11 protein-coding genes are annotated in these 13,027 nt (G+C 74.2%); 5 read left to right on the top strand and 6 right to left on the bottom strand.

Features of this window, described 5'->3' with window-relative positions; all coding sequences use genetic code 11:
* Positions 1–101 precede the first annotated feature (101 nt).
* Together J7F03_RS18575 and J7F03_RS18570 are read right to left on the bottom strand one after the other, a co-directional pair.
* Positions 102–1,412 (bottom strand): HAMP domain-containing sensor histidine kinase, encoded by a 1,311-nt coding sequence (locus J7F03_RS18575; protein WP_308379713.1) that lies wholly within the window; start codon positions 1,410–1,412, stop codon positions 102–104.
* Positions 1,409–2,122: a hypothetical protein gene (locus J7F03_RS18570; RefSeq protein ID WP_214950768.1), complete on the bottom strand. Its 714-nt coding sequence runs from the start codon at positions 2,120–2,122 to the stop codon at positions 1,409–1,411. The genes J7F03_RS18575 and J7F03_RS18570 overlap by 4 nt, the downstream gene beginning before the upstream one ends.
* 199 nt (positions 2,123–2,321) lie before the next feature.
* On the opposite strand from J7F03_RS18570, the gene J7F03_RS18565 reads away from it, so the two are divergent.
* Positions 2,322–2,786: a gamma-glutamylcyclotransferase family protein gene (locus J7F03_RS18565; RefSeq protein WP_214950766.1), complete on the top strand. Its 465-nt coding sequence runs from the start codon at positions 2,322–2,324 to the stop codon at positions 2,784–2,786.
* Positions 2,787–2,803: 17 nt separating this feature from the next.
* Positions 2,804–3,310 (top strand): DUF1059 domain-containing protein, encoded by a 507-nt coding sequence (locus J7F03_RS42665; RefSeq protein ID WP_374104361.1) that lies wholly within the window; start codon positions 2,804–2,806, stop codon positions 3,308–3,310.
* 12 nt (positions 3,311–3,322) lie between these two features.
* Here the strand turns inward: J7F03_RS42665 and dnaG are convergent, their stop codons facing one another.
* The 4 genes from dnaG to J7F03_RS18540 all read right to left on the bottom strand — a co-directional run bounded on the left by dnaG (position 3,323) and on the right by J7F03_RS18540 (position 8,759).
* Positions 3,323–5,221, bottom strand: coding sequence for a DNA primase (dnaG, locus tag J7F03_RS18555; RefSeq protein ID WP_214950764.1), 1,899 nt, complete (start codon positions 5,219–5,221; stop codon positions 3,323–3,325).
* A 34-nt stretch (positions 5,222–5,255) separates the two neighbouring features.
* Positions 5,256–6,530, bottom strand: a complete 1,275-nt coding sequence (locus J7F03_RS18550; protein ID WP_214950762.1) for an FAD-dependent oxidoreductase — start codon at positions 6,528–6,530, stop codon at positions 5,256–5,258.
* Positions 6,531–6,623: 93 nt separating this feature from the next.
* On the bottom strand, positions 6,624–7,961 hold the full coding sequence (locus tag J7F03_RS18545) for a deoxyguanosinetriphosphate triphosphohydrolase (RefSeq protein WP_214950761.1): 1,338 nt from the start codon (positions 7,959–7,961) through the stop codon (positions 6,624–6,626).
* Between the two features lie 66 nt (positions 7,962–8,027).
* On the bottom strand, positions 8,028–8,759 hold the full coding sequence (locus J7F03_RS18540; RefSeq protein WP_214950759.1) for a sirohydrochlorin chelatase: 732 nt from the start codon (positions 8,757–8,759) through the stop codon (positions 8,028–8,030).
* A 319-nt stretch (positions 8,760–9,078) separates the two neighbouring features.
* Between J7F03_RS18540 and J7F03_RS18535 the strand changes: the two genes are divergently transcribed.
* The 3 genes from J7F03_RS18535 (at position 9,079) to J7F03_RS18525 (ending at position 13,003) form a co-directional block, all read left to right on the top strand.
* Positions 9,079–9,867: a vancomycin high temperature exclusion protein gene (locus J7F03_RS18535; RefSeq protein ID WP_214950758.1), complete on the top strand. Its 789-nt coding sequence runs from the start codon at positions 9,079–9,081 to the stop codon at positions 9,865–9,867.
* Between the two features lie 30 nt (positions 9,868–9,897).
* Positions 9,898–10,704, top strand: a complete 807-nt coding sequence (locus J7F03_RS18530; protein WP_214951001.1) for a glucose 1-dehydrogenase — start codon at positions 9,898–9,900, stop codon at positions 10,702–10,704.
* 139 nt (positions 10,705–10,843) lie between these two features.
* Positions 10,844–13,003, top strand: coding sequence for a molybdopterin oxidoreductase family protein (locus tag J7F03_RS18525; protein ID WP_214950757.1), 2,160 nt, complete (start codon positions 10,844–10,846; stop codon positions 13,001–13,003).
* Positions 13,004–13,027: the final 24 nt, after the last annotated feature.

The following is a 13,027-nucleotide window of genomic DNA, read 5'->3' as shown; positions in this document are numbered from 1 at the left end:
CCCCCACCCCGTCCGGGTGACGCTGGCCTGGCGGCGGGGCGGAAGAGGCGCGGTGGACCGGCCGGCGGGGCTAAAGAGGCGCGGTGGACGGGCCGGCGGGGCTAAAGAGGCGCGGTGGACGGGCCGGCGGGGCCGGATTCGGCCGGAGGGAGGGTAAGCGTGGCTGCCGCGCCCGAGGGGCCGGCGTTGGCGAGGGTCACCGTGGCGCCGATGACCTGCGCCTGGCCCAGGGCGATGGTGAGGCCCAGGCCCGTGCCCTGGCCGCGTTCCGTCGCACCGGTCAGGAAGCGCTGCGGGCCGTCGCGCAGCAGCGTCTCGGGGAAGCCCGGGCCCCGGTCGCGGACCGTCACCGTGTTCCCGGCCACCGTCACCGTGACCGGGGCTCCGCCGTGCCTGCGGGCGTTGACCAGCAGGTTCGTCAGGATGCGCTCCAGGCGTCGGACGTCCGTGCGCACGCATGCCGTGCCGTCCGCGCCCACCACCCGCGCCTCGACCCCCGAACGCCGGGTGATGGACTCCACCAGCGGCCCCAGCGCGTGCGTGTCCAGCTGCGCCACCTCCCGGTCCGCGTCCAGCCGGGCCACCTCCAGGAGGTCCTCGGTCAGGGTGCGCAGGGCCGAGACCCGGTCGCGCACCAGCTCGGTGGGCCGCCCCGGAGGCAGCAGTTCGGCGGCCGTGTGCAGTCCGGTCAGCGGGGTCCGCAGCTCGTGCGCCACGTCGGCCGTGAACCGCTGCTCCGCCACCAGCCGCCGCTGCAGGCTCGCCGCCATCGTGTCGACCGCCGAGGACAGCTCGGCCACCTCGTCGCGGGTCCCCGGCACGCCCGACGGGCCGATCCGCGCGTCCAGTTCGCCCGCGCTGATCCGCCGGGCGGTCTCGGCCGCCGACCGCAGGTCCTTGCTCAGCCGGCTGGCCAGCGCCGCCCCGCCGATCGCCGCGAGGCTGACGACCACCACCCCGAAGGCGATCAACTGGTGGTCCAGTTCTGCCAGTTCCGCCCGGTCCGCGTCCAGGGACTGCCGTACGGAGAGCACTTGGTCGCTGCCGACCGGCCGGGCGGCCCACACCGCCGGGCGGGGCCCGTCCAGGTCCAGGTAGGTGGTGCGCTGCCCGGAGAGGGCCGCCCGCCGCAGGGGCTCGGGCAGGCTGGGGCAGTCGATGCGCGCGTCGGCCTCGCCGACCTTGTCGAAGTCCAGCCGGCCCGTGAGCTCGTACACCTGCCTGACGCGGACGAGTTGCGCGACGGCGCTCTGGCGCGCCGCGTCGGACACCTGGTGGACCCGGGCCTCGTGGATCAGTACGCCGATGGTGAGCGCGACGAGCGAGCAGCCGACGGCGAGCAGTACGGAGATCTTCCAGCGCAGGCCCAGGGCGTGCAGGAGGCGGCGGCAGCGGAGCGCGGCGCGTTTCACCGGGCGCCCTGGTCCTTCCCGGCGGCGGATTCGCAGCCGGACGGCCGCGGGGCCGGGTACTGCCCGGGGTGCGCGCCGGAGATGGTGTCGCCGAACTGCCGCTCGTCGCTGAGCACGGTCATCCGCCGGCCGTCCCAGTGGTAGCGGACGGCTTGCGCGGACCCGTCGTCGTCGGCGGTGCGGATCAGCAGGTCGCTGCCGACGATCTCGGGGCTCATCCGCCGGCCGGTGGTGAACAGGATCGGGACGATCCTTCCGTCGGCCACGGTGTAGACGCTCAGCATCGAACGCCTGCTGGGGGTGTCGGCTGCGACGATCAGCTCGGGCTTCCCGTCGCCGGTCAGGTCGGCGAACCGCGGCGGGCGGACCCCGGCCCGGCCGGGGCCCTCGATCGTCTCCGAGCGGCCGAACTGCTTCATCGACTTGTCCGCGCGCAGGACGGCCATCACGTCGACCTTCTCGATCCCCTCCGGCCCCACGGCGGGGGCGTCCTTGAGCGGCTGGGGCGGTGGCATCCGGCTGGCCACCGCGGCGGCGCCGGAGGTCGGGGAGTCGTCGGCCCACAGCGGCCACAGCGGCTTCGGCCGCGGCTGGGCCGAGACGGGCGGCGCGGGCTCGCCCCGGTCGAGGCCGCCGGGCGCGGCGCAGCCGCCGAGGCCGGCGCAGAGCAGGGCGGCGGCGACGAGGCCGCGGCGGGTCGGTCGAGTCATGGGGCGGAACCGTCAGGTGGTGGGAGGGGGCGGCGGGGGAGGAGGCAGACTGACGGTAGACGGCGTCGGTCACGGGCGTCGGGAGGTTGTGTAACAGCGGTGCGTACGCGGACTTTCGCCGCCGAACAGGGGACTTTCGACCCGGCGGCGGCCGGTGGCGGTCCGGCGGACAGCCCACTGTGAGTCGAGGGAGGGCCGCATGACATCGGCCGATCGGCCGGAAGGCCACGGCGAAGGAACGATTCCCCAGGTGGAGGAGCTGCCCTTCTTCGTCTACGGGACCCTGCGCCCGGGCGAGGTCAACCACGACCTGTTCCTGCGCGGCCGCACGGCCGCCGAGGAGCCCGCCCGGCTGCCGGACGCGGCACTGTACGAGGGCCCCGGCTACCCCTTCGCCGTCGCCCGCGCGGGCTCCGCCGTGGCCGGGGAGCTGATCACCCCGGCCCCGGGCGCCTACGGGGAACTCCTCGTCGCGCTCGATCTGCTGGAGGAGTACGAGGGCCCCGGGAGCCCCGGCAACATCTACGACCGCATCGCCCGCGAGGCCCTGCGCCCCGACGGCACCCCGGTCCGCGCCTGGGTCTACCTGGCGGCGCCACCACTGGCAAGCCGCCTCGCACGCTCGGGCAAGCGGATCCCCGGCGGCGACTGGCTGCGCCGGTAGGCCGTCCTCAGGCCGTCATGACGACGGCCGCCACCACCGCCGGGTGCGGGCCCCGGCCGCGGGAGCCGGTGGGGCCGGCCGGGCCGGTGGTGGTGGCGGCGGGGCGGCGTCGTCACTCGCGCGAGACGACCTCGATCCGCCGCCGGGTGTGGTCCGCACGCAGGGTGTCCAGGCCCGTCCACACGGTGGCCGGGCCTGGCCCCAGAGCGCGTCCCGGGCCCGTAGGGAGGATCGTGGAAGGAGAGCCCGAATACACCTGGCCCCGCCCTCCCGTCCGAGCGCCGCTCGGACGGCGACGCCGGCAGGCGCACCACCCATCCTGGAGGCACACCCTGCGTAAGGTCATCGACTGCAGGGACTACCCCAGCGAGGCCAAGTGCAGCCTGACCATCGCGGGCGAGGAAGAGGAAGTGATCAGGGCGGCCACCGAGCACTCCGTGTCCGTGCACAGCGAGGTCGACACACCGGAGTTCCGCGACATGCTGCGGACGATGTTGAAGGACGAGGTGCCGCAGCACGCCTGACGCCCGACCGGCCTACAGGCCTTCCGCGCCCCGGTTGCGCAGGCGCTGCCCGTACTGCTGGAGGACCCACAGCTCTTCCTGGACCGCCGCCAGCTGCTCCGGCGCGTCCTGGTGGCCGAGGCGGGCCAGGGTGCCCTGGATCTCGTGCACCCGGCGGTCGACCGCGCGCAGCCGGACCTGGACCAGCTGGACCCCGGCGTAGACCTCGTCCACCGTCTTCGCGTGGATGGCCTCGACGACCAGCTCGGTGACCAGCGCGCGGACGGTGTCGTTCGGCGCGGCGTCCCGGACCCGGGTCAGGTAGTCCTCGCTGCCCAGGGAAGCGCCGCCGGCGTCCTGGATCGCCTGGCGGACGGCCGCGTAGGGCGGGGCGGTGAACTCGTCCATCCCGTACGCGTCGAAGGCGGGGGAGACCAGGGCCGGGCGCTGGAGCGCCAGCTTGAGCAGCTCGCGCTCGGTGATGTGGGCGGGGCTGCGCAGGTTCAGCGCCGGACCCGTAGGCGTGGCGGCCGGTGCGGGGATGTCCTCGTACGAGTGGCTGCCCCGGCGCTGCTGCTGGGGCTGGTTGCCCCGTTCCCGGGCCCAACGGTCCAGCTGGGCGATCCGCTTGACCACGAACTGCTCGTCGCGCATGCCGAGCATGCCCGCGAGCTGGACCGCCGACTCGTGCTGGATCGCGACGTTCTTGATCTTCTTGATGATCGGGGCGGCTTCTTCCAGCGCGGCCGCCCGCCCGGCGGGATTCTCCAGGTTGTGCCGGGCCACGATGTGCCGCAGCGCGAACTCGAAGAGCGGGGTGCGGGCCTCGACCAGTCCGGCCACGGCCACGTCGCCTTGCGCGAGGCGCAGGTCGCAAGGGTCCATGCCGCCCGGGGCGATGGTGATGGAGGTCTCGGCGGCGAACTTCTGGTCGTCCTCGAAGGCGCGCAGCGCGGCCTTCTGCCCGGCCGAGTCGCCGTCGAAGGTGAAGATCACCTCGGCCGTCGCGTTGTCCATCAGCAGGCGGCGCAGGATCTTGATGTGGTCGCCGCCGAAGGCGGTGCCGCAGGTGGCGATCGCGGTCGTGACCCCGGCCATGTGGCAGGCCATCACGTCGGTGTAGCCCTCGACCACCACGGCCCGGGAGGTCTTGGCGATCTCCTTCTTGGCCAGGTCGATGCCGTAGAGCACCTGGGACTTCTTGTAGATCGAGGTCTCGGGCGTGTTCAGGTACTTGGGGCCGTTGTCGTCGTCGCGCAGCTTGCGCGCGCCGAAGCCGACGACCTCGCCGCTGATGTCGCGGATGGGCCACATCAGCCGGCCGCGGAAGCGGTCGATGGGCTTTCCGCTGCGGCTGTCCTGGGCCAGGCCCGAGGTGATCAGTTCCTTGTCGCTGAAGCCCTTGCCGCGCAGGAAGCGGGTCAGGTGGTCCCAGCCGGCCGGGCTGTAGCCGACGCTGAAGTGCGCGGCGGCGGCCTGGTCGAAGCCGCGCTCGGCCAGGAACCTGCGGCCGATCTCCGCTTCGGCGCTGCCGAGCTGGTCCATGTAGAAGTCGGCGGCCGCTTTGTGCGCCTCGACCAGCCGGATGCGCTCGCCGCGTCCGCTGGTGCCGGCGGTGTAGCCGCCCTCCTCGTACCGCAGGGTGATGCCGGCCAGGCCGGCGAGCCGCTCGACCGCCTCCGAGAAGGAGAGGTGGTCGATCTTCATGACGAAGTCGAGGGTGTCCCCGCCCGCCTGGCAGCCGAAGCAGTGGTAGAAGCCCTTGCTGGGGCTGACCTGGAAGGACGGGGACTTCTCGTCATGGAAGGGACACAGGCCCTTGAGGTTCCCGCCGCCGGCGTTGCGCAGCTGGAGGTACTCCGAGACCACGGCGTCGATAGGGACCGCGTCCCGTACCGCCTTCACGTCGTCGTCGTTGATCCGTCCTGCCACGCGTGAAGTCTACGGCCGGGGACCGACAAACCCGTCAGGCCCCCTCCGCCGGTACCAGGGCGGAAAGCGGAATCGACGGATCCGCCAGTTTCTCGCGGTCGACGGGCGCTTTCGACCTGATCAGGGCCTGGATGTGCTCGGTGACGTCCCACACGTTCACGTTCATCCCGGCCAGGACCCGCCCGTCCGAGAGCCAGAAGGCGATGAACTCCCGCTTGCCCACGTCCCCGCGGATCAGCACCTGGTCGTAGCCGCCTGCCGGCGCGTACCCCGAGTACTCCAGGCCCACGTCGTACTGGTCGGAGAAGAAGTAGGGCACGCGGTCGTACGAGACCTCCTGCCCGAGCATCGCCCGCGCGGCGGCCGGACCCCCGTTGAGGGCGTTCGCCCAGTGCTCCACCCGCAGCCGGGTCCCCAGCACCGGGTGGTGCGCTGCCGCCACGTCACCGACCGCGAAGACGTCCGGGTCGGAGGTGCGCAGCGAGGCGTCCACGGCGATCCCGCCGCCGTGCTCCCGGTCCACCAGGGCCAGACCCGAGGTCTCGGCGAGCGCGGTCCGCGGCGCGGCCCCGATCGCCGCGAGGACGGCGTGCGCCGGGTGCTCCTCGCCGTCGTCGGTGCGGGCCGCCAGGACCATCCCGTCGTGCCCGATGATCTCGGTCAGCCGGGCGCCGAAGTGGAAGCGGACCCCGTGCTCGGCGTGCAGGTCGGCGAAGAGCCGGCCGATCTCCGGACCGAGCACCGTGTACAGCGGGGTCGCCTCCGGCTCGATCACGGTGACCTCGGCCCCGTACCCCCGGGCCGCCGCGGCGACCTCCAGGCCGATCCAGCCGGCGCCCGCGATCAGCAGGTGCCCGTTGTCCCGGCCCAGGCCCGCGAGGACCCCGCGCAGCCGCTCGGCGTGCGCGAGCCGGCGCAGGTGGTGCACCCCGACCAGCCCGGTGCCCGGGATGTCGAGCCGGCGCGGCTCGGCGCCGGTGGCGAGGAGCAGCTTGTCGTAGGGCAGCGCCGTGCCGTCGCCGAGGACCACCTTCTTGGCGTCCCGGTCCAGCTGGACCGCGGGCTGGCCGAGGTGCAGCTCGATGTCGGAGGCCGCGTACCAGGACGCCTCGTGGACGAAGACGCTCTCGCGCTCCTCCTTGCCCGCCAGGTAGCCCTTGGAGAGCGGGGGCCGTTCGTAGGGATGCTCGCGCTCGTCGCCGATCAGGATCACCCGTCCCGTGAACCCCTCCGACCGCAGCGTCTCGGCTGCCTTGGCCCCGGCGAGCCCTGCGCCCACGATGACGAACGTCCGGTGTGCGTCGACCACCTGATGCCTCCTCATAACCTCTGCGCCACATGCGACCACATGCGAGCGTCCCGCACTGAGCCTGCCGCGTGAAGGGGGAGTGGCCCGATCAGCTCACCCTCCGGCGCGTCGCGTGCGCAGCGTGAGACGGGCGTGCAGGGAGCGCGCGGCGGCGTCCGTGAGCGCCGCGATCTGGTCGACGACCGCGCGTTTGCGGGCCTTGTCGTCCGGGGCCTCGTCGAAGACCGCCCGGAACTGCGGGTCCAGGCCCTCGGGCGCGCGGGCGCTGAGCGCCTCCGCGAGCTCGGCCAGGACGATGCGCTGATCGGCTCGGATCCGCTCCTGCTCGTCGCGCTGCATCACGTACAGGTCGGCGACGGCCTTCAGCACGGCGCACTCGTTGCGCGCCTCGCGCGGGACCACCAGCTCCGCCGCGTACCGGGTCAGCCGGCCGGTGCCGTACGCCTGCCGGGTGGCGCCCTCGGCGGCCAGGCAGAAGCGGCCGATCAGCTGGCTGGTGGCGTCCTTCAGCCGGGCCTGGGCGACGGCCGAGCCGTCGTACCCGTGCGGCCACCACTCCTGCTCCATCAGCCGGTCCAGCGCCTCGCGCAGTTCCTCCGGCTCGGTGTCGGAGGGCACGTACCGGCCGATGGCGACCCGCCAGATCGCGGTGCGCTCGGGCTCGGCGAACAGGAGGTTCGGGTCGAGGTGGCCGGCGTGCAGGCCGTCCTCGAAGTCGTGGACGGAGTACGCCACGTCGTCCGACCAGTCCATGACCTGCGCCTCGAAGCACTTGCGGTCCGCGGGCGCGCCGCGGCGCAACCACGCGAAGACCGGCAGGTCGTCGTCGTACGCGCCGAACTTCACCGAGTCCGGGTCGGTCGGGTGGTCCCCGCGCGCCCAGGGGTACTTGGTGGCGGCGTCCAGAGCGGCCCGGGTCAGATTCAGCCCGACACTGACCAGCTCGCCGGTCGCCGGATCGGGTACGAACCGCTTGGGCTCCAGGCGGGTCAGCAGGCGCAGCGACTGGGCGTTGCCCTCGAAGCCGCCGCAGTCCTTGGCGAACTCGTTGAGCGCCTCCTCGCCGTTGTGGCCGAAGGGCGGGTGGCCCATGTCGTGCGAGAGGCAGGCCGCCTCGACCAGGTCGGGGTCGCAGCCGAGCGCGGCGCCGAGCTCGCGGCCGACCTGGGCGCATTCGAGGGAGTGGGTCAGGCGCGTACGGGGACTCGCGTCCCAGTCGTACGAACGCGTCCCGGGGGTGACCACCTGGGTCTTCCCGGCGAGCCGGCGCAGGGCGGCGGAGTGCAGCACGCGGGCGCGGTCGCGCTGGAAGGCGGTCCGGCCCGGCCGTTTGTCGGGCTCGGTGGCCCAGCGCTCGGTGTCGGCGCTCCCGTACGGCTCGCCGGGCTGGTCGGGGCGGATGGGTGCGGTGGTGCCTTCCATGCCTTCCATGCTCAGAACGGTAACCGCACCCGCCGACAAGACGAGACAATCCGAGCAATCCCAACCAACCCGGTCTTACGCGGTGGCCAGTTCCAGCGGGTGCTCCCGCCGTACGGGGGCCGCGAGGGCCGCGACGGCTTCGTCGTAGCGCCGCAGCACCAGCCGGGCCAGCGCCGGATGGGCCCCGAGCGGGGCGGCGGCCGGGCCCTGCGCGGCGGCGGCGCACTGGGTGGCGAAGCGGCCGGGGGCGGTGAAGTAGGAGGCGACCGCGACCCGGTGGCGGCCCCGCGCGGCCAGCGCCCGTACGGCGTCGGGCACGGTGGGCGAGGCGGCCGACGCGTAGGCAGCCACGACCGGCACCCCGCCGAGCCGTTCGCCGAGCAGGGCGGCGGTGACCCGGGCGTCGGCGGCGGAGTCGGGGTCGCGGGATCCGGCGGAGGCCAGCACCACCGGCGAGCCGGCGCTCCAGCCGGCCTCCACGAGCCGCTCGTACAGGGCCTCGACGAGCAGCGGATGCGGGCCGAGCGGGGCGGCGATGCGGATCCGCAGGTGCCCGGCGCGGGCGGCGGAGGCCGGCAGGTCCCGCTTGACGTGGGTGCCGCGCCCCAGCAGCAGCGGCACCAGGACGGCTGCCCCGGAGACCTGATCGAGGGTGTCGTCCAGCAGGGGCTGGTTCAGCTCGATGTGCCCGAGCCGGACGTCGAGGCGGGGGCGGAGCTCGCGGACCCGCTCGAGGAGGGTTTCGACGGTGTGCGGTGCGCGCGGGTCGCGGCTGCCGTGGGCCACGGCGACGAGGGTGGGCTGCATGGGGGGACTCCGTGGTGTCGGGGGCGCAGGCCGCTGAGCTGCGTGCCGAGCTGGGCGGTTATCCGGGTCAGCAACTCCGCCGTGGTGGCCGGCGGAAGGGGAAGCGGGAGGGGCAGGGACTCGGGAGGGTGCGCCGGCTCCGTCATGAACAGATCCTGCGCGCCGCAGGTTGCCGACGCGTTGCGCCGGGGTGACGGGTGTTTTCCGGCTGCTCACAGGGGGGTGGACGCGGGGGGTGCGGCGGCGGCCGGGCCGCCCGCTCGGAAACCGCCGGGGTCGTACACGCGTCCGTAGTCCACAGGACCAACAGGGGGTAGTGATGCGCGCAGCGGTACGAGGCCTGCTCGGGGCGGTACGAGGCCTGCCGAGGGCGGCGCGGGACCGGTTCGGGGCGCCGGGGGAGCGGCGCAAGGCCGTACCGGACCGGCGTGAAGCCGTACGGGGCCCGGTGCCCCGGACCGTGCGGGCGCGGCGGCGGGCCGTGCGGGTCGTGGTGGCCGGCTGCGTGCTCGCGCTGCTGCCTTCCGCGTGGACGCACGCGGCGGCCGGGCCGCGGCTGCGCACGACCGCCGGGGCGCCCGCCGCCGAGGTGGCGGTGGTCTTCGGGGCCGGGCTGTGGAACGGCCGGCCCACCCCGTACCTCGCGAGCCGCCTCGACGCCGCCGCCGGGCTCTACCGCGCGGGCAAGGTCAAGGTCGTCCTCGTCACCGGGGACAACAGCCGCACCGAATACGACGAGCCCGACGCGATGCGCGCGTACCTGACGGGCCACGGGGTGCCGGACGCCCGCATCGTCAGCGACTACGCGGGCTTCGACTCGTGGGACTCCTGCGTCCGGGCCCGGGAGATCTTCGGGGTGCGCCGGGCGGTGCTGATCAGCCAGGGCTTCCACATCCGCCGGGCGGTGGCCCTGTGCCGGGCCGCGGGCGTGGACGCGTACGGGGTCGGGGTGGCCGAGGCGCACGACGCGACCTGGTTCTACGGCGGCGCGCGCGAGGTCTTCGCCTCGGGGAAGGCGGCGCTGGACGCCGTCTTCAAGCCGGAGCCGCGCTTCCTGGGTCCGAAGGAGGAGGGGGTGTCGCGGGCCCTGGCCGCTCTGGCAGACTGACGCCGCTATCGGCGTATGCCGATTAGTCATATGCCGGTCTGTCTCGTTCGTCAGGGGTGTGGAACCGTGGCTGTTGTGGATCTCAGCGACAAGGTCGTCGTCGTCACCGGTGGAGCCCGCGGCCTCGGCGCGGCTGCCGCGCAGGCCGTCGTGGACGGCGGCGGCAAGGTGCTGATCACCGACGTCCTGGAGGCGGAGGGCGCCGAAACGGCCGCGAAGCTCGGCGACGCGGCACGCTTCCTGCGCCACGACGTGACCAGCGAATCCGACTGGGAGGCGGCGCTGCGGTACGCGCTCGCCGAGTTCGGCCGGATCGACGGCCTGGTCAACAACGCCGGCATCGCCACCGGCCAGTTCCTGGAACACGAGAGCGTCGAGCACTTCCGCCGGGTCGTCGAGATCAACCTGGTCGGCGTCTTCATCGGCATCAAGACCGCGATCCCGCTGCTGCGCGCGAACGGCGGCGGCTCCATCGTCAACATCTCCTCCGCCGCCGGCCTCACCGGCCTCGCGCTGACCGCGGGGTACGGCGCCTCGAAGTGGGGCGTGCGCGGCCTGTCGAAGATCGGCGCGGTCGAGCTCGCCGAGTCGGGGATCCGCGTGAACTCGGTCCACCCCGGCATGACGCTGACCCCGATGACCGCCCCGATCGGCATCCAGGCCGGCGAGGGCAACTACCCCGGCGCCCCGCTCGGCCGCGTCGGCCTCCCCGAGGAGATCGCCGCCGCGGTCGCCTTCCTCCTCTCGGACGCCGCCGGATACATGACCGGCGCCGAGCTCGCGGTGGACGGCGGCTGGACGGCCGGCCTCACGGTGAAGCACCTGACGGGCCAGTGACCCGGCACCCCGGCGGCCGTGCGGCCTTCCGCCGGGGGCCGGGCCTCACCGGAGCCGCCGGGTTGCGCTGAGGTCGAACACCCCAGCCCGTAACGCGGGGCGGCGCCCGCCGTAACACCCGCGTCGCATCGTGAGGCGTATGCACACCCCGGGAGCCGCACCGGCCGATACCGCCTCCTCCGCCGTCACCGCCACGCACTGCCCGTACTGCGCGCTGCAGTGCGGGATGAACCTCCGCCCCGAACCGGACGGAGCCGGTGTGGCGGTGGAGGAGCGCGCGGACTTCCCCGTGAACCGGGGCGCGCTGTGCGGCAAGGGCCGCACCGCCCCCTCCGTGCTCTCCTCCCGGGTGCGCCTGACCCAGCCGCTCGTCCGCACCCACGCCGGGCGGCTGGAGCCGGCCACCTGGGAGGAGGCCCTCGACGCCGTCGCCGAGGGCCTCGCCCGCACGCGGCGGTCCCACGGGGCGGACGCGGTCGGGGTGTTCGGCGGTGGCGGGCTGACGAACGAGAAGGCGTACGCCCTCGGGAAGTTCGCCCGCGTCGCCCTGCGGACCTCGCAGATCGACTACAACGGCCGGTTCTGCATGTCCTCGGCCGCCGCCGCGCACCAGCGGGCCTTCGGGCTCGACCGGGGGCTGCCCTTCCCGCTGGAGGACATCCCCCGGACCGGCTGCGTCATCCTCGTCGGCTCCAACCCCGCCGAGACCATGCCGCCCGCCCTGCGCTTCTTCCGGGAACTCAGGGAGAACGGCGGCACGCTGATCGTGGTGGACCCGCGCCGCACGCGCACCGCCGAGCAGGCCGACCTGCACCTGGCACCGCGCCCCGGCACGGACCTGGCGCTCGCGCTCGGCCTGCTGCACCTCGTGGTGGCCGGCGGGCACACGGACGAGGAGTTCATCGCCGAGCGCACCACGGGCTGGGAGGAGGCCCGCGCGGGGGCCATGGCGCACTGGCCGGAGCTCGTCGAGCGCATCACGGGCGTGCCCGTGCCCAAGCTCCGCGAGGCGGTCCGGATGTTCTGCGAGCCCTCCTCCGCCATGGTGCTCACCGCACGCGGCCCCGAGCAGCAGTCCAAGGGCACCGACACCGTCGGCGCCTGGATCAACCTCTGCCTCGCCACCGGCCGCGCCGGCCGCCCGCTCTCCGGCTACGGATGCCTCACCGGCCAGGGCAACGGTCAGGGCGGCCGCGAACACGGCCAGAAAGCCGACCAGCTCCCCGGCTACCGCAAGCTCACCGACCCGGCGGCGCGGGCGCACGTGGCCGGGGTCTGGGGCATCGACCCCGACGACCTGCCCGGCCCGGGCCGCAGCGCCTACGAACTCCTCGACGCGCTGGGCTCCGAGGTCAAGGCCCTGCTCCTGATGGGCTCCAACCCGGTGGTCTCGGCCCCCCGCGCCGCCCACGTCGAGGAGCGCATCCGCTCCCTGGACTTCCTCGCCGTCGCGGACGTGGTCCTGTCCGAGACCGCCGCCCTGGCGGACGTGGTCCTCCCGGTCACCCAGTGGGCGGAGGAGACCGGCACCACCACCAACCTGGAGGGCAGGGTCCTGCTCCGTCGCCAGGCACTGACCGCGCCGCCGGGCGTCCGCTCCGACCTGGAGGTCCTGCACGGACTGGCGGCCCGGCTGGGCATGCCGAAGGCCTTCCCGACCGCGCCCGAGGAGGTCTTCGAGGAGCTGCGCCGCGCCTCGGCGGGCGGCCCGGCGGACTACTCGGGCATCAGCTACGCCCGGATCGAAGCCGAGCAGGGAGTCTTCTGGCCGTGCCCGGCGGACTCCCGGGCGGACTCCCCGGCGGACTCCCCATCGGGGGAGGCCGACCGGCCCGAGCCCCACCCCGGCACCCCGCGCCTCTTCCTGGACCGCTTCGCCACCGAGGACGGCCGGGCCCGCTTCGTCCCCGTCACCCACCGCGACGCCGCCGAGGTCCCGGACGCGGAGTACCCGCTGCTGCTCACCACCGGCCGGGTGGTCGCCCAGTACCAGTCGGGCGCGCAGACCCGCCGGGTGGAGGAGCTCAACGAAGCCGCCCCCGGCCCCTTCGTGGAACTCCACCCCCGCCTCGCGGCCCGCATCGGCGTGGCCGACGGCGCCCTCCTGGCCGTCACCTCCCGGCGCGGCCGCGCGGTCGCCCCGGCCCGCATCACGGACACCATCCGCGCGGACACGGTCTTCATGCCCTTCCACTGGCCGGGCGAGGGCCGCGCCAACACCCTGACCAACCCGGCGCTGGACCCCACGTCCCGCATGCCGGAGTTCAAGGTCTGCGCGGTCCGCGTCGAGCCGGCCTAGCCGCAATGCTGGTGACTTTGGTGT

Source organism: Streptomyces sp. ISL-43 (assembly GCF_018614195.1).
Lineage (GTDB): Bacteria > Actinomycetota > Actinomycetes > Streptomycetales > Streptomycetaceae > Streptomyces.
The sequence above is the reverse complement of the archived record's forward strand: the minus strand, read 5'-3'. Positions and strand labels throughout refer to the sequence as shown.

Excerpts from the sequence above, each read along its gene's own strand:
- J7F03_RS18570 (WP_214950768.1), bottom strand. The coding sequence starts at position 2,122 with ATGACTCGACCGACCCGCCGCGGCCTCGTCGCCGCCGCCCTGCTCTGC.
- J7F03_RS18565 (WP_214950766.1), top strand. The coding sequence starts at position 2,322 with ATGACATCGGCCGATCGGCCGGAAGGCCACGGCGAAGGAACGATTCCC.
- J7F03_RS42665 (WP_374104361.1), top strand. The coding sequence starts at position 2,804 with ATGACGACGGCCGCCACCACCGCCGGGTGCGGGCCCCGGCCGCGGGAG.
- J7F03_RS18545 (WP_214950761.1), bottom strand. The coding sequence starts at position 7,961 with ATGGAAGGCATGGAAGGCACCACCGCACCCATCCGCCCCGACCAGCCC.
- J7F03_RS18540 (WP_214950759.1), bottom strand. The coding sequence starts at position 8,759 with ATGCAGCCCACCCTCGTCGCCGTGGCCCACGGCAGCCGCGACCCGCGC.
- J7F03_RS18535 (WP_214950758.1), top strand. The coding sequence starts at position 9,079 with ATGCGCGCAGCGGTACGAGGCCTGCTCGGGGCGGTACGAGGCCTGCCG.
- J7F03_RS18530 (WP_214951001.1), top strand. The coding sequence starts at position 9,898 with ATGCCGGTCTGTCTCGTTCGTCAGGGGTGTGGAACCGTGGCTGTTGTG.
- J7F03_RS18525 (WP_214950757.1), top strand. The coding sequence starts at position 10,844 with ATGCACACCCCGGGAGCCGCACCGGCCGATACCGCCTCCTCCGCCGTC.